Annotated in this window: 15 protein-coding genes; 6 read left to right on the plus strand and 9 right to left on the minus strand. The window is 72.2% G+C overall.

What is annotated here, in order from left to right; all coding sequences use genetic code 11:
- The first annotated feature begins 246 nt into the window (after nt 1-246).
- On the plus strand, nt 247-1,503 hold the full coding sequence (locus tag MOX02_RS23520) for an MFS transporter (protein WP_147028259.1): 1,257 nt from the start codon (nt 247-249) through the stop codon (nt 1,501-1,503).
- Nucleotides 1,504-1,641: 138 nt separating this feature from the next.
- Entirely contained in the window at nt 1,642-2,880 is a 1,239-nt protein-coding gene (locus MOX02_RS23525; protein ID WP_147028260.1) for a TetR/AcrR family transcriptional regulator, read from the plus strand.
- A 34-nt stretch (nt 2,881-2,914) separates the two neighbouring features.
- On the opposite strand, the gene MOX02_RS23530 is transcribed toward MOX02_RS23525, so the two are convergent.
- Together MOX02_RS23530 and MOX02_RS23535 are read right to left on the minus strand one after the other, a co-directional pair.
- Nucleotides 2,915-4,756, minus strand: a complete 1,842-nt coding sequence (locus MOX02_RS23530) for an enoyl-CoA hydratase-related protein (protein ID WP_147028261.1) — start codon at nt 4,754-4,756, stop codon at nt 2,915-2,917.
- Between the two features lie 93 nt (nt 4,757-4,849).
- Nucleotides 4,850-5,032: a YegP family protein gene (locus tag MOX02_RS23535; RefSeq protein WP_147028262.1), complete on the minus strand. Its 183-nt coding sequence runs from the start codon at nt 5,030-5,032 to the stop codon at nt 4,850-4,852.
- A 203-nt stretch (nt 5,033-5,235) separates the two neighbouring features.
- Here MOX02_RS23535 and MOX02_RS23540 point away from each other — a divergent pair, with 203 nt between their 5' ends.
- Both MOX02_RS23540 and MOX02_RS23545 read left to right on the plus strand, forming a co-directional pair.
- Entirely contained in the window at nt 5,236-6,471 is a 1,236-nt protein-coding gene (locus tag MOX02_RS23540; protein WP_147028263.1) for a CaiB/BaiF CoA transferase family protein, read from the plus strand.
- 95 nt (nt 6,472-6,566) lie between these two features.
- A complete protein-coding gene (locus MOX02_RS23545; protein ID WP_147028264.1) occupies nt 6,567-7,367 on the plus strand; it encodes an enoyl-CoA hydratase/isomerase family protein in 801 nt (266 codons plus the stop codon).
- A 6-nt stretch (nt 7,368-7,373) separates the two neighbouring features.
- On the opposite strand, the gene MOX02_RS23550 is transcribed toward MOX02_RS23545, so the two are convergent.
- The 5 genes from MOX02_RS23550 to dctP all read right to left on the minus strand — a co-directional run bounded on the left by MOX02_RS23550 (nt 7,374) and on the right by dctP (nt 11,557).
- Entirely contained in the window at nt 7,374-7,583 is a 210-nt protein-coding gene (locus MOX02_RS23550; RefSeq protein ID WP_147028265.1) for a hypothetical protein, read from the minus strand.
- Between the two features lie 148 nt (nt 7,584-7,731).
- The gene (locus MOX02_RS23555; RefSeq protein WP_147028266.1) at nt 7,732-8,289 is read right to left on the minus strand and encodes a dihydrofolate reductase family protein; all 558 of its coding nucleotides are present in this window, start codon (nt 8,287-8,289) and stop codon (nt 7,732-7,734) included.
- Nucleotides 8,290-8,496: 207 nt separating this feature from the next.
- Nucleotides 8,497-9,849 carry a TRAP transporter large permease gene (locus MOX02_RS23560; RefSeq protein ID WP_147028267.1) on the minus strand — a complete coding sequence of 451 codons (1,353 nt, stop codon included), beginning with the start codon at nt 9,847-9,849 and terminating at the stop codon, nt 8,497-8,499.
- Entirely contained in the window at nt 9,846-10,538 is a 693-nt protein-coding gene (locus MOX02_RS23565) for a TRAP transporter small permease (protein ID WP_147028268.1), read from the minus strand. The genes MOX02_RS23560 and MOX02_RS23565 overlap by 4 nt, the downstream gene beginning before the upstream one ends.
- Nucleotides 10,535-11,557 carry a TRAP transporter substrate-binding protein DctP gene (gene dctP / locus MOX02_RS23570; RefSeq protein ID WP_147028269.1) on the minus strand — a complete coding sequence of 341 codons (1,023 nt, stop codon included), beginning with the start codon at nt 11,555-11,557 and terminating at the stop codon, nt 10,535-10,537. The genes MOX02_RS23565 and dctP overlap by 4 nt, the downstream gene beginning before the upstream one ends.
- 162 nt (nt 11,558-11,719) lie before the next feature.
- Here dctP and MOX02_RS23575 point away from each other — a divergent pair, with 162 nt between their 5' ends.
- Entirely contained in the window at nt 11,720-12,376 is a 657-nt protein-coding gene (locus MOX02_RS23575; RefSeq protein WP_147028270.1) for a GntR family transcriptional regulator, read from the plus strand.
- A gap of 16 nt (nt 12,377-12,392) precedes the next feature.
- Here MOX02_RS23575 and MOX02_RS23580 read toward each other — a convergent pair whose 3' ends face one another.
- Nucleotides 12,393-13,070, minus strand: coding sequence for a GntR family transcriptional regulator (locus MOX02_RS23580; RefSeq protein ID WP_147028271.1), 678 nt, complete (start codon nt 13,068-13,070; stop codon nt 12,393-12,395).
- Nucleotides 13,071-13,130: 60 nt separating this feature from the next.
- The gene (locus tag MOX02_RS23585) at nt 13,131-16,079 is read right to left on the minus strand and encodes an FAD-binding and (Fe-S)-binding domain-containing protein (RefSeq protein WP_147028272.1); all 2,949 of its coding nucleotides are present in this window, start codon (nt 16,077-16,079) and stop codon (nt 13,131-13,133) included.
- A 304-nt stretch (nt 16,080-16,383) separates the two neighbouring features.
- Here MOX02_RS23585 and MOX02_RS23590 point away from each other — a divergent pair, with 304 nt between their 5' ends.
- Complete coding sequence (locus MOX02_RS23590) at nt 16,384-17,430, plus strand: threonine aldolase family protein (RefSeq protein WP_280525351.1); 1,047 nt, start codon at nt 16,384-16,386, stop codon at nt 17,428-17,430.
- The last annotated feature ends 11 nt before the right edge of the window (nt 17,431-17,441 follow it).

The following is a 17,441-nucleotide window of genomic DNA, read 5'->3' on the forward strand; positions in this document are numbered from 1 at the left end:
CGGGCCGCCCGTTTCCTGGGCAGGCTGCCTTGCGGCGCAGCATGGGCCGGATCGCGGCCTCGCCGCCCGCGCCGGAGCGGGGCCGCTCCCCGCCCGCGCCTCTGGCACGCTTGCTGCTAGAGCGGCCCTGCCGCGTCCCGACGCGGCGCGCGGGACAACGGCGCCCCGCACAGCGGACGGTGTGAGTCCGGTTCCTCCGGCAGAGCGGCAGCGCGTGCGCGCCGCACCAAGAGACGAGCACCCTCCATGGCCAGTTTCAAGACCGTGATGAAGTCGGGCCACCCCCCGACGCTCTTCGCCGCGTTCCTCTACTTCGATTTCTGCTTCGCGATCTGGGTGCTCAACGGCGCCATGGGCCCGTTCATCACCGAGACCTTCAAGCTCAGCCCCGCCCAGACCGGGTTCATGATCTCGCTGCCGATCATGGCGGGCGCGATCATGCGCTTCCCCCTCGGCGTGCTCGCCCAGTACATCGGCCGCAAGAACGCGGCGATCACCGAGATGGGCCTCATCATCGCGGCGATGGCCTTCGGCTTCTTCCTCGTCGACACCTTCGACGAGGTGCTGGCCATGGGCGTGCTGCTCGGCATCGCGGGCGCCTCCTTCGGCGTCGCGCTCTCGCTCGGCTCCGGCTGGTTCCCGCCCCGGCACAAGGGCCTCGCCATGGGCATCGCGGGGGCCGGCAACTCGGGCACGGTGCTCGCCGTGCTGTTCGCCCCCCCGCTCGCCCAGGCCTACGGCTGGCAGGCCGTCTACGGCTTCGCCGGGCTCGTGATGGTGATCCCGCTCGTCGTGATGATCGTCTTCGCGCAGGAGCCGCCGGACCGGGAGCACCAGTCCTTCCGGCAGCACGTCGCCTGCCTGTTCGAGAAGGACGGCTGGGCCTTCAGCCTCGTCTACATCATCACCTTCGGCGGCTTCATCGGCCTGTCGAACTTCCTGCCGACCTTCTTCTACGAGCAGTTCGCGGTCACCAAGATCGAGGCCGGGCGCCTGACCATGCTGGCCGCCATCATGGGCTCCGGCATCCGCATCCTCGGCGGCTACTTCGCCGACCGGGTCGGCGGCGTGCTGGTGCTCACCGTGGTGCTGCTCGCCGCCATCGCCTCGTTCCTGCTCCTGACCTCGGCGCCCTCGCTCGCGCTCACCACGATCCTGTTCATGCTCTGCTTCGCGGCCCTCGGGGCCGGCAACGGCGCGCTGTTCCAGCTCGTGCCCCTGCGCTGGCCGACCAACACCGCCGTGGCGGGCTCGATGATCGGCGAGGTCGGGGCGCTCGGCGGCGCGATCCTGCCGAACGTGATGGGCCTCTCGAAGCAGTACACGGGCTCCTTCGCGATCGGCTTCGTGGGCTACGCGGCCTTCGCGGGCCTGGTGCTCGGCTGCCTCTATCTCTGGCAGCGGCGCTGGGTCGGGCGGTGGATCGGCCCGCGCGGCAAGGTGCTGGAGCCGGCGCCCGCCGCCCCGGCCCCGGCCGGGCGCCTGGAGCCGGCCCCGGTCTGAGCCGGGCCCCGCGCGGGGGGCGGGGGCCGGCTCGAGGCCCCCGCCCGAGCCCCCGTTTTCGTGTTCGGGGTATGCGCGGGAACCGGCCGGCGCCAGGGCGCGCTTGTCAGCCCGGCCCGCGCATGCTCAACCGCAGGTATGTCGGACCCGACCAGCCCCGCCCCGCGGCAGACGAAGCGCTTCGCCGAGAAGCGCCAGGCGATCCTCGACGCGGCCGCCAAGCGCTTCAACGAGCGGGGCATCCGCGGAACCTCGCTCGCCGACGTCTCGGGCAGCGTCGGGCTGATGACGAACTCGATCACCTACTATTACCGCCGCAAGGAGGACCTCGCGGCGGCCTGCTTCCTGGCCAAGATCGCGTGGCTCGACGCGCTGATCGCCGAGGCCGAGGTGCGGACGAGCCCGGAGGCGCGGCTGCGCGCCTTCCTCGACGCCTACGCGCGGGGGCTCTCGGCGATGGCGGCCGGCGAGCGGCCGGCCCTGATCCGCTTCCACGACGTGCGCGCCCTGCCGAGCCCGCAGGCCGAGACGGTGTTTGCCGCCTACAACGCCTTCTTCCGGCGCATGCGGGCGCTGCTCGTCGGGCCGGAGGCGCTGCCCGGGCTCGACCGCATCGCCCGCAACGCCCGCACCCACCTCCTCGTCTCGGTGGTGCAGACCCTGCGCGTCTGGATCGAGCGCTACGAGCCGGACGACTACGCCCGCGTCGCCGCGCGGGTGGCGGACCTGCTGCTTCACGGGCTCGCGGGGCCCGGCAGCCCCTGGCCGCCGGCCGCCGGGCCCGTGGCGGTGCCGCCCTCCGAGGCCGGCCCCACCGACGCCTTCCTGCGCGCGGCCACCATCCTCATCAACGAGCAGGGCTACCGCGGCGCCTCGGTGGAGAAGATCTCGGCGCAGCTGCGCGTCACCAAGGGCTCGTTCTACCACCACAACGACAACAAGGACGACCTCGTCGCCAACTGCTTCACCCGCACCTTCGACCGGATCCGCCGCACGCAGGACGCGGCGGAGGCGGCTGGGGGGAGCGGCTGGGAGCGGCTCGCGGCGCTGAGCTGCGCGCTGGTGCGCCACCAGCTCTCGGAATCCGGCCCGCTGCTGCGCTGGATCGCGGTGGGCGCCCTGCCGGACAACCTGCGCGGCGGCGTCACGGGCACGATGCACCGGCTCTGGGACCGCGTCGCCTTCCCGATCGTCGACGGGGTGGCGGACGGCTCGATCCGCGCCTGCGACCCGGCGATCGCCGCGCAGGTCGTCAACAGCATGATCGACGCGGCCTCCGAGCTCGACGACTGGGCGGAGGGCATCGACGCGGACCAGGCCGAGCGCCATTATGTCCAGCCGCTGCTCGCGGGATTCTATGGAGGGGCGCGGGGGTGAGGGCGGCCGCCGGAAGGCTGCGCAACCCGCGCCCCTACGCCCGCCGCCGGTCGAGGTCGGCGAAGCGGCCGCCCTCCGCGGCGAGGCGCTCGATGAGGGAGGCGGGCGCGTAGCCCGGCCCGCCTCTGTCCGCCAGGGCGCGGAGGCGGTCGCGCAAAGCCGGGAGCCCCTGCGCGTCCGCCCCGTGCATCGGGCCGCCCCGGTAGGCCGGCCAGCCGTAGCCCGCGAGCCAGACCACGTCGATGTCCGAGGCGCGCAGGGCCCCGCCCGCCTCCAGGATCCGCGCGCCGGCGTCGACCAGGGTGTCGAGGCAGCGCTCCAGGATCTCGTCGTCCGAGACGGCCCGGCGGTGGTGGCCGGCGGCCGGCTCGCCCTCGGGCAGGGCGGCGTCGAGCCCGAGCGGGGCGGGCGCGAGCCCGAACTCGGTCAGGACGCGCGCGACCTGCTCCGGGCTCGCGCCTTCGTGAACGAGGCGGCCGGCCTCCCGCCGCAGGCGCCCGAGCATGCGCGGGCCGATGAAGCCGCCCCGCGTCACCACGGCGACCCGGCCGAGGCCGCGCGCGAGGCCCAGCGCGGTGGCGAGCACCTCCGGCGCCGTGGCCGGGCCGCGCAGGATCTCGAGGAGGCGCGAGCCGGGCAAGGGGCTGCCCGGCAAGGGGGCGCCCGGATGGAGCCCGAGCACCCGCTCCAGCCGCGGGCCTTCCGCGAGGCCGGAGGGATCTGGCGCGTCGGCCGCGACGGCGAGGATCGCCTCCGGGTCTGCCTCGAGGGAGGCGAGGTCCCGCGTCTGCCCCGCGAGGACGAGGTCGCAGCCCGCGAGGTCGGGCGGGGCCGCCCCCTCGGCGCACAGCACCGTCAGCCCGGCCGCCTGCGAGAGGATCGCGGCGAGGCGCCGGCCCGGCCCCTCCGCCGCCCCGGCGAATGCGGCTCCCGCGAGGTCCGGGCCGGCGAGCGCGACCCGCCGCACCGGCCGCCTGCGCGCGTCGGCGGGCAGGTCCGGGACCTTGGCGGCCTCGCGCTCGGCGAAGAAGGCGTGGCGCTGCGCGATCGACTGCGCGCCCGCCATCAGCGCGAAGAAGGTGCGCTCCTCGAAGGCGAGCGCCTCCGCGAAGGGCAGCGTGCCGGCGGCCTCCACGCAGGCGATGCAGGCCTGGGGCGCCTCGAAGCCCCTGTAGCGCCGCGCCGCGGCCTCGCGGGCGGCCGCGAACAGGCCGATCCGGCCGTGCTCCAGGCGGCTGTCGTCCTCGCGCACGCGGCGGGGCCCGCGCCCCTCCGCGACGAGCCGGCCCGCGAAGGCCACCGCCTCGGCCTCCAGGCCCTCCTCGGCCGCGAGCGCGTCGAGGAGGCCGAGGTCGAGGGCCGCCCGGCCGTCGACGGGCTCGCCCGAGACGATCATGTCGAGGGCCTTCTCGGTGCCGACGAGCCGCGGCAGGCGCTGCGTGCCCCCCGCCCCCGGCACGAGGCCGAGCTTCACCTCGGGCTGGCCGAGGCGGGCGGCGGGCGTGGCGAGGCGGTAGTGGCAGGCGAGCGCCAGCTCGAGGCCGCCCCCGAGGGCCATGCCGTGGATCGCCGCCACCACCGGCTTGGCGCAATCCTCCACCCGGTCGAGGAGCGCGCCGAGGCCGATCCCCTGCCAGGGCCGGCCGAACTCGGTGATGTCGGCGCCCCCGCAGAACATCCGCCCGGCGCCGATCAGCACGATCGCCGAGAGCTCCGGGTCCGCCTCGGCGGCCTCGACGGCGTCCCGGATGCCGAGGCGCAGGGCCTCCGAGAGGGCGTTCACCGGTGGCGCCGAGAGCGCGACGATCGCGATCGCCCCGACCCGGCGCGTTTCGGTGACGGTCCTCAGGCTTCCGAGGGTGTTCGAGCTTCCCATGACGGCTCCATCCGGTTCTCCGGCCCGCCCCTAGCACGGGACGGGTCGGAGGCGGAGGCGCCGGGCCTTTTCGGATTCGGGCGGGCGGCGGCCCTATTTCGGATCGCAATCCATGCCGTTGCGGCGCGCGTTGGCGATGCAGTCGCTCTTGTTGACGTACGCCTCCGTGGACGCGCCGACGGGTTCGCCGTTGCGGGCCTTCCGGCGCCAGCGCCACTGGCCACCCGACTGGTAGATCTCCCAGGTGTCGCCGTTGCTGCCCTTGCAGGTGCTCATGATCATCCGCCGTGTTTGTTACTCTAGGTTAATTTAGCAACTCTAGAGATACAAATTCTCGCTGTCCAGCCGGCCGGATCCTGCGCCCGCCCGCGCCGGCGCCCCGTCCGCGGTTGCGCCGCCCGCCGCCGGCTCGCTATGGCAGGCCGGATCGATGCATCCCCGGCCGGACCGGCGCGGGGGCCGAGCCGTACGGAGGCGCGATGTCGGGGACCGGGGCACGGGGGACGGAGCGGTCGGGGCCGCTCGCGGGCGTCAGGGTGGTGGAGCTCGCCCACATCATGGCGGGCCCGGTCTGCGGGCTGATGCTCGGCGACATGGGCGCCGAGGTGATCAAGGTCGAGAAGATCGACGGCGGCGACGACACCCGCCGCTCGGTGCCGCCCGCGCTCGCGGGCGAGAGCGCGGCCTACATGATGATGAACCGCGGCAAGCGCGGGATCGCCCTCGACCTCAAGAGCGAGGACGGCAAGGCGATCCTGCGCCGGCTGCTCGCCGACGCCGACGTGCTGATCGAGAACTACCGGGCTGGCACGATGGAGCGGCTCGGCCTCGGCTACGAGACCCTGAGGGCGGCGTTCCCGGGGCTGATCTACTGCTCGCTGTCGGGCTTCGGGCGCTCCGGCCCCTACGCCGAGCGGGCGGGCTTCGACCTCGTGGCCCAGGGCATGAGCGGGCTCATGAGCATCACCGGCGAGGGGCCGGGCCGCCCGCCCATGAAGTGCGGGCCGCCGGTCACCGATATCACGGCCGGGATCCTGGCGGCGATGGGCGTGCTCGCGGCCTACGCGCACAAGCTGCGCACGGGCGAGGGGCAGGTGGTCGACACCTCCCTGTTCGAGGCCGGCATCACGCTGACCTACTGGCAGTCGGCGATCAGCATGGCGACCGGCGCGGCGCCCGGGCCGATGGGCTCGGCCCACCCGCTGAACGCGCCCTACGAGGCGTTCGAGACCGCGGACGGCTGGATCACGATCGGGGCGGCCAACCAGACGAACTGGCTGCGGCTCCTCGCCGTGCTCGGCGCCGAGGACCTCTCCGCCGACCCGCGCTTCGCGCAGAACCGCGACCGCATGGCGAACCGCGAGGCGCTGGCGGCGGCGCTCGCCCCCCATTTCCGCACCGCCTCCTCGGAGGACTGGCTCGCGCGGCTCGAGGCCGGCGGCGTGCCGGCCGGCCCCGTGCTCGACGTGGCGGCGATGCACCGCGACCCCCAGACCCTCGCCCGCGAGATGGTGGTCGAGGTCGAGCACGCCCGCGCCGGGCGGATGCGGACGCTCGGCCTGCCCGTGAAGTTCTCCGCCACGCCCGGCCGCGTCCACGGGCCGGCGCCGCTTCTGGGCGAGCACAGCCGCGCCCTCCTCGCCGAGGCCGGCTACGACGGCCCCGCGATCGACGACCTCCTCGCCCGCGGCGTCGTGCGCGAGACGGCGGCGTGATAGGTGGGGCGGGCGCCGTCCGCCCCACGCCCGTCCCGCCCCCTCCCGCGACAGAGGAGGAGGCGGCCGATCAGGCTCTCCGCCAGGATGTCCCGATGACCACCGACACGACCTCCCCCACCGACGAGCTCCTGTTCTCCACGGACGAGGCCGGCATCGCCCGGATCGTTCTCAACCGTCCGCAGGCGCGCAACGCGCTCACCTTCGGCATGTACGAGGGGCTGATCACCCTGTGCGGGCGGGTGGCGGAGGACCCCGCGATCCGGGCCCTGATCATCACCGGGGCGGGCGAGAAGGCCTTCGCCGCGGGCACCGACATCGCGCAGTTCCGCAGCTTCAGGACGCCCGAGGACGCGCTCGGCTACGAGCGCTTCATGGACCGGGTGCTCGGCACCCTGGAGCGCCTGCGGGTGCCGACGATCGCGGCGGTCGCGGGCGCCTGCACGGGCGGCGGCGCGGCCATCGCCGCGGCCTGCGACATGCGCCTCGCCACCCAGGACGCGCGCTTCGGCTTCCCGATCGCGCGGACCCTCGGCAACTGCCTGTCGCAGGGCAACCTCAAGCGGCTCTCGGCCCTGATCGGCCCGGCGCGGGTGAAGGACATCCTGTTCACCGCCCGGCTCGTCGGCGCCGACGAGGCCCTGGCGATCGGCCTCGTCAGCGAGGTGGTGGCGGATGCGGACGCCCTGGAGGCGCGGGCCGCCGAGCTCGCGGCGCTGCTCGCCGGCCACGCCCCGCTGACCCTCCAGGCCACCAAGGAGGGCCTGCGCCGCCTGCAGGAGGGCGACACGGGCGCGGGCGAGGACCTGATCCTGCAGTGCTACATGAGCCAGGATTTCCGCGAGGGCATGGAGGCGTTCCTCGCCAAGCGCGCGCCGCACTGGACGGGGCGGTAGGGCACGTCACCCACGGACAGGGTCGCGCACGGCGTTGGTGAGGAATGCCTCGCCGAGCGGCGGCAGGTCGCTCGTGTCGATCGTGGCCTCGGGCTGCGCGGCGAGGTCCTCGATCTCCGCCCGCTCGGTGTCCGAGAGAGGGGCTGCCGCGCAGGGATCGAGCTCGAAGGTGATGCGATCGTTGCTGGCCAGGGCGTCGCTCCCGCTTCCCGGCACGGCGTGTCAGCCTGCCTCAGACATCCTACACGTGGTACCCACTCATGAGGTCCGCTCGGGGTGGAAATCCGCCGTAGCCGCTCGACTGCTGGGCAGCAGCGTTGCCGGGGCGCCTCGATTTCCGAGCGCTGCATGGGGGTGTGTTGGGTCAGGGCTCGCGCCGGTAGTGCATGGCCACCGCGCCATTCCGGAGCGGCTTCGTTGAGATGAGTTCGAGCCGTCGCGTTCCGGGCAACCCACCCTGGTGTAGGGTCGGGCCGTGGCCGGCGATCCGGGGATGGACGAGGAACTTGTACTCATCGATCAGGTCCAGCCGGTCCAATTCGGTCGCGAGTTTGCCGCTACCGAGGAGCACGCCTGCCGACGTCGCGTCCTTGAGCCTCTGCACACCTGCCCGCAGGTCGTCGGCGATGTGGTGGCTGTTGGTCCACGGAAAATCCGTTCGCGTGGACGACACGACGTATTTCGGCTTGACCTCCAGCTTGACCGCCCACTCGCGGATCGCCGTCGGGGCTTCCACGTTTCCGCGACGGACTGCCGGCCAATAGCCCTCCATCATCTCGTAGGTGACGCGGCCCCACAGCATCGCCCCAGCGTCGTCCATCAGGCTGGTGAAATAGGCGTGCGTCTCGTCGTCAGCGATGCCTTCCTGGTGGTCGATGCAGCCGTCCAGGGTGGCGTTGATGCTGAAAGTCAGCAGTCCCATGCGGCGATCCTACGCCATCCGCTCGAAAAGGCGCAGGGCTTTTGCTCGCGGTCGAGGTTCAACGTCCGCAACGGGTCGCAAGCAGCCCCTTGCGCGTGGGGACCAAGCGTCAGATCTCGACCACGAGCATCCCGTTCCGCCCTCTGAACGCGAAGCGGCCCGGACCGTCCGGTCCGGGCCGCCCGCGTCGTCGACGTCGTCCGCCCGCTAGCGTGTCGTCGGCAGCAGGGTGTTCGGCAGCCACATGGCGATGCCGGGGACGAGGCACAGGATCAGGATCGCCACCGCCATCAGGATCACGAAGGGCAGCGTGCCCCAGATGATGTCCGAGAGCGGGATGTCGGGGGCGATGTTCTTGATCACGAAGATGTTGAGGCCCACCGGCGGGTGGATCAGGCCCATCTCCATGGTGATCGTCATCACGACGCCGAACCAGACGAGGTCGAACCCGGCCGCCTTGAGCGGCGGCAGGATGATCGGCGCCGTCATCAGGATGATCGAGACCGGCGGCAGGAAGAAGCCGAGGCCGATCACGAGCGCCAGGATCGTCACCAGCAGCACCCAGGGGGAGAGCTGCATCGCCACGATGGAAGCGGCCGCCGCCTGGCTGATGTGGAGGTAGCTCATCACGTAGGCGTAGAGGAGCGACATGCCGATGATCAGCATCAGCATCGTCGATTCCCGGAGCGTCGCGGTTAGGATCGGGCTCACGTCCTTCGGCCGCCAGACGCCGTAGATGACGGCGATGAGGCCGAGCGCCAGCAGGCCGCCGAGGCCCGCCGTCTCCGAGGGCGTGGCGTAGCCGCCGTAGAGCGCCACCATGACGCCGGTGAGCAGGACCACGAAGGGCAGCACCCGCGGCAGCGTCGAGAAGCGCTCCCGCATGCTGTACTTGTCCTCCGCCAGGATCGGCGAGGTGACGCCGCCGCGCTCGTAGGCGAGCTTCGCCGCCGCGAATTCCGAGCGGAAGCGGTAGATCGACCAGCCCGCGAACAGGGCCACCAGCAGGATGCCCGGCCCGATGCCGGCCAGGAACAGGCGGCCGAGCGACTGCTCGGCGGCCACCGCGTAGAGGATCATGGTGATCGAGGGCGGCAGCAGGATGCCGAGCGTGCCGCCCGCCGCGATGATGCCGGCCGCGAAGCCCGGCGAGTAGCCGCGCTTGCGCATCTCCGGGATGCCCGCCGAGCCGATCGCCGAGCAGGTGGCCGGGCTCGAGCCCGCCATGGCGGCGAACAGCGCGCAGGCGAAGACGTTGGCGATGCCGAGCCCGCCGGGGATGCGGTGCATCCAGGCGTGCATGGCCGAGTAGAGGTCCTGGCCGGCCTTGGACCGCCCGATCGCCGCGCCCTTGAGGATGAAGAGCGGGATCGACAGCAGCGTGATCGAGGCCATCTCCTCGTAGACGTTCTGGGCGACCGTATCGAGGGAGGAGCCAGGCATGAACGCGACCATGAAGGCCAGCGCCACGAAGCCCAGCGCGAAGGCGATGGGGATGCCCGCGAGCATGACGCCGAGCGTCGCGCCCGCGTAGAGGAACCCGATGGCCGCGACGCTCATGGCTGCCTCCCCGTGGTCTCGGTGCCCATCACGTCGGGCCCCTGCGGCGTCAGGTCGGGACGGCCCTTCATGTCCCGGTTGAGATCGGCGCCGATGCCGATCTTCGGCCTCGCCCAGCCGGCCCGGTTCGGGCCGTAGAGGACGGCCTCCGCGATCTGCAGGGCGAACTGGATGCCGAGCAGGCTCATGCCGGCCGCCATCAGCGAGTAGGGGATCCAGAGGGGCGGGCCCCAGGTCGATTGCGAGACCTGCCCGTCGACCCAGGCCTCGTGCAGCAGCGACCAGCTCTTCCAGGCGAAGAACACCACGAAGACGAAGCTGATGACGTCGGCCATCAGCAGGCGGGCGCTGTTGACCCGCGGCGAGAGCAGGCCGGTCAGCGCCTCGATCGCCACGTGGCCGCGCTTGGCCTGGACCGCGGCGGCCGAGAAGAAGGTCGCCCCCACGATCAGGAACACCGCCATCTCGTCCTGCCAGTCGGTCGGCTCGTGCAGGACGTAGCGGATCACCACGCTGTAGCTCAGCACGAGGCAGGCGCAGACGAGGGCGATGCCGCCGAGCAGCATGATGACGTGATTGACGGACTTCAGGGCCCTGTCGAGGGTGCCGAGGAGCCCCGGCACGCGGGGCTCCGGGGCCGCGCGGGTCTCGGCGGCGGCCGCCGAGGCGGCGTCGAAGGCGTGGCTCACGACACCTGCTCCGCCAGCTTGAGGAGCTCGGCGCAGTTGGCGTTCTTGCCCGCGTAGTCCTTCCAGGCGGTCTCGCGGGCGATCTCGCGCCACTTGTTCATGGTCGCCTCGTCGAGGTTCTGGACCTTGGCGCCGGCCTTGGTGAAGACCTCCTCGACCTTGGCGTCGTCGGCCTTGGCGCCCGCCTGCCCGAACGTCTCCAGCTCCTCGCCGACCGCCATGATCAGGTCCTGCTGGTCCTTCGGGAGGCCCGAGAACACGATCTTCGACATCATGATCGGCTCGAGCATGAACCAGTAGGAGCGCTCGCGGCCCGAGGTGAGGGCCTTCGACAGCTCCTCCAGGCGGAAGGAGATCAGGCTGGTGGAGGAGGTGATGACCGCGTCGCACGCGCCCGTCTGCATGGCGGCGTAGGACTCGTTCGAGGGGATCGAGAGGGTCGCGGCGCCCGCCTGCTTCATCATCAGGTCCATCTCGCGGGAGCCGCCGCGGACCTTGAGGCCCTTGGCGTCCTGGGGCGCGTAGAGCGGCCGCTCGCGGCTCGCCACGCCGCCCGCCTGCCAGACCCAGGAGACGAGGACGATGCCCTTGGCATCGAGGATCTCGGTGAGCTTGCGGCCGACCGGCGCCTTCTTCCAGGCCACCCCTTGCGCGTAGGAGGTCACGAGGGCCGGCATCAGGCCGATGTTCATCTCCGGCACCTCGCCGCCCGCGTAGGGCGAGGGATAGAGCGACATGTCCAGCGCGCCCTTCCGCATCGCGCCGAACTGGGCGTTCGTCTTCATCAGCGAGGAGCCGGGATAGACCTGCACCTCCAGCGCGCCCTTCGAGCGCTCGGCGAGCGCGGCGCCGAACTTGCGGCACATGCGGTCGCGGAAATCGCCCTCGTCGATCGTCCCGCCCGGGAACTGGTGCGAGAGCTTGAGGGTGGTGGCGGCCCTGGCGGCGCCAAGGCCGAAGGTGAGGAGGGCGGGGGCGGCGAGGCCCGAGGCGAGGATGTGGCGTCGAGTCAGAGGCATGGCGTCTTTCTCCCGCGGCGCAGCATCGGGCGCCGGATTTGTGCAGCGCAACTTTTATACTGAATGCGCCCTGTGATATTTAGAAAAGACGGTCTTGTATATTTTGTCAACCGGCTTGCATAATCATCGCGGCTGGAAAATGCTTCCGCCGGGAGGTAACCCATGAGCCAGGCACAGCGTCTCAAGCAGACGATCGAAGATGAGATCGTCGACGGCCGGCTGCCGCTGGGCGCGCGCCTCGACGAGGTGCAGCTCGCCGAGCGGTTCGGGGTCTCGCGCACGCCGATCCGCGAGGCGCTGATCCAGCTCGCGATGACGGGCCTCGTCGAGACGAAGCCGCGCAGGGGCACGATCGTCAGCGCGCCCGAGCCCCAGCACCTGCTGGCGATGTTCGAGACGATGGCGGAGATCGAGGCGTCCTGCGGGCGGCTCGCCGCGCGCCGCCTCGTGCCGGAGGACGAGGCGGCGCTCAAGGAGGCGCTCGCGGCCTGCGCCCGCGCGGCGGAGGCCGGGGACACCGAGGCCTACTACCAGGAGAACTACGTCTTCCACACGGTGGTCTACCGGGCCTGCCGCAACGCGTTCCTGTGCGACCAGGCCCGCCAGCTCCACCGGCGCCTCGCCCCCTTCCGCCGCCTGCAGCTGCGCGCGCGCCAGCGCCTGCCGCAATCGCTGGCGGAGCACGCGGCGATCGTGGACGCCATCGTCTCGGGGGAAGAGGCGCGGGCGGCGGAGGCGCTGCGCGCCCACGTGGTGGTTCAGGGGGACCGCTTCACCGACCTCGTGGCGACCATGCGGACGATCAACGACGCGGCCTGAGCCGCGGCGCGCCGCCTCAGCCGTCGGCCTCGCCGTAATTGGCCGCGATCACCTGCTTCTTGCCGCGGATGTGCTCGCGCATCAGCGGCGACAGGGAGGCGCCGTCGCGGGCGTGCAGGAGCTGGATCATCCGCTCGTGCTCGTGGACCGCCCGCTCCCACTGCTCGGCGGTCTGGTGGGCCTTGTAGCGCGAGCGCTGGATGCGGCCCGACAGGCTCATGTAGATGCCCGACAACGTGACGTTGCGGCTCGCCGTCATGATCGCTTCGTGGATGGTGCGGTTGATGCGGAAGTACTCCGCCTCCTCCCCCGCCTGCCAAGCCGAGACCATCGCCGCGTGGTCGACCTCGATCGCGGCGATCTCCTCGTCGGTGATGCGGCGGCAGGCGAGCTCCGCGGCCGTCGCCTCGAGCCCGGCGATGACCTCGACCATCTCCTCGATCTCGCCCTGCGAGATGCTGGCGACGCGCGCGCCGCGGTTGGGCAGCAGCTCCAGCAGCCCCTCGGTCGCCAGGATCTTGATGGCCTCGCGCAGGGGCGTGCGCGAGATGCCGAAGCGCTCGGTCAGCTCGCCCTCGTTGATGCGGGCGCGCGGCTCCATCTCGCCGGACTGGATGAGCTCCCGCATCCGGTCGGCGACCTCGTCGTGGAGATAGCGCCGGCTGATGCCGAGGCCCGTATCGATCTTGTTCATCGGCCAACTGGGTCGGAGATCAGGGTCGAGACCCCATGCTACGTTTAGGCTCCGCTGAATTCAGTGTCGAGGGACCAGCGCGCGATCGAGCACGCGGGCCACATGTTCCGCGTGAATCCCGAGGCCGTCGTGGATCTGGTGGCGGCAGCTCGTGCCGTCCGCGACCACGAGGTCGTCCGGGCCGGCCTTGCGGAGCGCCGGGAACAGGGAGAGCTCGGCCATGGCCAGCGACACGTCGATCGTGTCGGCGCCGTAGCCGAAGGCGCCCGCCATGCCGCAGCAGCTCGACTCGATCACCCGCACCTCGAGGCCGGGCACCCGGCGCAGCACGGTCTCGACCGAGCCCATCACCCCGAACGACTTCTGGTGGCAGTGGCCGTGCAGGTGCGCGACGCGCCCGCCCTGGTCGGCGAGCGGCAGCTCGATGCGGCCGGAGGCGAGGTCGGCGGCGATCAGCTCCTCGAACAGTAGGCTGCTGCGCGCGAGCAGGGCCGCATCCTCGCCCGGCAGAAGCGCCGCGAACTCGTCCCGGAAGGTGAGGAGGCAGGAGGGCTCCAGCCCGACCACGCGGGCGCCCGCCCGGACGTAGGGCAGCAGCGTGTCGAGGGTGCGGCGCGCCTCGGCGCGGGCCCGGTCGGTCTGGCCGGAGGCGAGATAGGTGCGGCCGCAGCAGAGCGGGCGCCGCCCCTTCGACGGGAAGACCCGGTGCAGGCGGTAGCCCGCGGCGGCGAGCACGCGCTCGGCCGCCTCCAGGTTCTCCCGCTCGAAGGCGCGGTTGAAGGTGTCGCCGAACAGGACGACGTCCCGGAAATCGCCCGTGACGTCCTGCGGGTGGGCCGCCTCGCCGGTCTCCGCCCAGGGCCGGCGCCAGCGCGGCAGGGTGCGCCGCGCCGAGAGGCCGGCGACGCGCTCCGACAGGCGGGCGAGCGGCGCGTAGCGGTCGCGCAGGTTGAGGAGCGGCGCGAGCCTGGCCGCGAGGCCGGCGTAGCGGGGCATCTCCGCCACGAGCCGCTCCTTCAGGGGCAGGCCGTGCTCGGCGTGGTAGTGGTGCAGGAACTCGATCTTCATCTTGGCCATGTCGACGCCGGTCGGGCATTCCCGGCGGCAGGCCTTGCAGGAGACGCAGAGATCGAGGGTGCGCTTCATCTCCGGGCTGGTGAAGGCGCCCTCCCCGAGCTGGCCCGAGATGGCGAGCCGCAGGGAGTTCGCGCGCCCGCGGGTGAGGTGCTGCTCGTCGCGGGTCGCCCGGTAGGAGGGGCACATGGCGCCACCCGCGAGCTTCCGGCAGGTGCCGTTGTTGTTGCACATCTCGACGGCGCCGCCGAAGCCGCCCCAGTCCGACCAGTCGAGGGCGGTCTTGGCTGGCCGGCTCACCGCGTAGCCGTGCTGGAACCGCATCAGGGAGCGGTCGTCCATCCTGAGCGGACGCACGATCTTGCCGGGGTTGAGGCGGTTGTCCGGGTCGAACCCGTCCTTGACCGTCTCGAAGGCGCGGGCGAGCCGGGAGCCGAACAGCGGCTCCACGTATTCCGAGCGCGAGATGCCGTCGCCGTGCTCGCCCGAGTACGAGCCCTTGTAGCGGCGCACCAGCTCCGAGGTCTCCTCGGCGATGGCCCGCATCTTCGCCACGCCCTCCCCCTCCTTCATGTTGAGGATCGGGCGCACGTGCAGGCAGCCGACCGAGGCGTGGGCGTACCAGGTGCCACGGGTGCCGTGCTTCGTGAAGACCTCGGTGACGGCGTCGGTGTAGTCGGCGAGGTGCGCCAGCGGCACCGCGCAATCCTCGATGAAGGAGACGGGCTTGGCGTCCCCCTTCATCGACATCATGATGTTGAGGCAGGCCTCGCGCACCTCCCAGACCGACTTCTGGCGCACGGGCTCGGGCACCTCGACCACCGCGTCCGCGAAGCCGTGGTCGCTCATGCAGGCGTCGAGACGCCGGAGGTCGGCCATCAGGGCGTCGCGGTCGTCGCCCGCGAACTCGGCCAGCAGCAGGCAGTTCGGCTCGCCCCGCGTGATGTCGGCGAGCGTCGTGCGGAAGAGCGGGATGTCGGCGCCGAGCACCAGCACGTTGTTGTCCACGAGCTCGACCGCCACCGGGTTCAGGCCGACGATCGCCTTCGTGGTCTCCATGGCGGCGCGGAAGGAGGGGAAGTGGCAGACCCCCATGACGCGGTGCGCCGGCAGCCGCGACAGCTTCAGCGTCACGGAGGTGGTGGCCGCGAGCGTGCCCTCGGAGCCGACGAGGAGGTGGGCGAGGTTCGGCCGCGCCTCGATCAGCGCGTCGAGATTGTAGCCGCCGACCCGGCGCTGCACCTTCGGGTACATGCGCAGGATCTCGGCGCGCTCGGATTCGGCGAGCGCCAGCATCCGCCGGGCGAGGTCCTCGGCCCGCGCCCCGCCCGTGACGCCGCTGGCGTCGTTGCCGGTCAGCCCGAAGCCGAAGGGCGTGCCGTCGTGGAACAGAGCTTCCAGGGCGAGGACGTTGTCGCTCATCTTGCCGAAGCGCAGGGAGCGGGCGCCGCAGGAATTGTTGCCGGCCATGCCGCCGATGGTGCAGCGGGTGGCGGTGGAGGGCTCGACGGGGAAGAACCAGCCGTCCGCCTTCACCCGGGTGTTCAGGCGCTCCAGCACGTGGCCGGGCTCGACCGTGACGGTGCCGCCCTCGGCATCGTAGGCCAGCACCCCGTTGAAGTGGCGCGAGCAGTCGACCACGAGGCCGCGCCCGATCGGCTGGCCGTTCTGGGAGGTGCCGCCGCCGCGCATGACGACCGGCACGTCGTGCTCGGCCGCGATCTGGAGGGTCGCGGCGATGTCGGCCCGGTTGCGGGGAAACACCACGCCGGCTGGCATGATCTGGTAGATCGAGGCGTCGGTGGCGTAGCGCCCGCGCGTGAAGGCGTCGAAGCGCACCTCGCCCTGCAGGGCCTCGGCGAGACGCCGCCCCAGCCCCGCCCCGTTGCGCGCGGCCGCTCTCTGGCTCGTCGCCGGCTCGGGCGTCGCTCCCATCCCATCCTCCTGATCGGCCGCCGGGCCTCCTGAACGCGCGGGCCGGCGGGCGTCTTGCCTCTTACTGAATTTGTAATACAAAATTCAATTCGCTTGAAGCCGCATCCGCGGCCGCGGCGTCCCGGACCGGGCGGCGTCCCGGACCGGGCGGCGTCCCGGAATGGGCGGCGTCCCGGAATGGGCGGCATCCTGGGCAACGCGCGACCTCCGGGCTAGGACTCGGGCCGGGCCGCGCGGGGCCGCCGCGCCGCCTCGCGCCCCCCGGCACGTCCCGCCGCGCCCGCATCCCGACGAGTGTACCCCCGTGACGATCGATCTCTACAGCGACACCCAGACGCGACCGACCCCCGGCATGCGCGAGGCCATGGCCCGGGCGGTGGTGGGCGACGAGCAGTCGGATTCCGACCCGACGACGCGGGCGCTCTGCGACCGGGTGGCGGCGCTGCTCGGCAAGGAGGACGGGGTGTTCATGCCGTCCGGCACGATGTGCAACCTCGTCTCGATCCTGGTGCAGACGCGGCCCGGCGACGAGATCATCGTCGACGACCAGTCCCACATCTACAACACGGAGGCCGCGGGCTCGGCGGCGATCGGCGGCGTCTCGGTGGCGGCCCTGCGCACGCCGGCGGGCATCTACAGCCCGGAGCAGTTCGAGGCCGCGATCCGCACGCCCGCCCGCACCGCCCCGCGCTCGGCCCTCGTCTCGGTGGAGCAGACCACGAGCTTCAGCGGCGGCTCGGTCTGGGAGCTCGCCGACATGCGCCGCATCCGCGACATCGCCCAGGCGCGGGGGCTGAAGGCGCATATCGACGGGGCGCGCCTCCTCAACGCGGTCGTCGCCACCGGCATCCCGGCGGCCGAGTACGCCGACGGGTTCGACAGCGTCTGGCTCGACCTCAGCAAGGGCCTCGGCTGCCCGGTCGGCGCGGTGCTCTGCGGCTCGAAGGACTTCGTGGTGGAGGCGTGGCGCTGGAAGTACCGGCTCGGCGGCGCCATGCGCCAGTCCGGCGTGATCGCGGCGGCCGGGCTCTACGCCCTCGACCACCACATCGACCAGCTCGCCGCCGACAACGCGAACCTGCGCCTCCTGCACGAGGCCGTCCGCGACCTGCCGGGCCTCGCCTTCGACGCGACGGCGGGCCAGTCGAACATCCTCTGCTTCTCGGTGGAGGGCCTCGGCGTCACGGCGGCGGCGTTCGCGGCGGCGTGCCTCGCCGAGGACGTGCGGGTGCGCGCCATCGGCGCCTACCAGATCCGCGCCACGACCCATCTCGACGTCGACCGGGCGGGCGTGGAGCGCGCCGCCGCGGTGATCCGCGCCGCGGCGACGAGATTCGCGGAGCGGGGCTGAGGGCTTCGGAG

It is taken from the genome of Methylobacterium oxalidis, from assembly GCF_007992195.1.
In the GTDB taxonomy this organism is placed as follows: domain Bacteria; phylum Pseudomonadota; class Alphaproteobacteria; order Rhizobiales; family Beijerinckiaceae; genus Methylobacterium; species Methylobacterium oxalidis.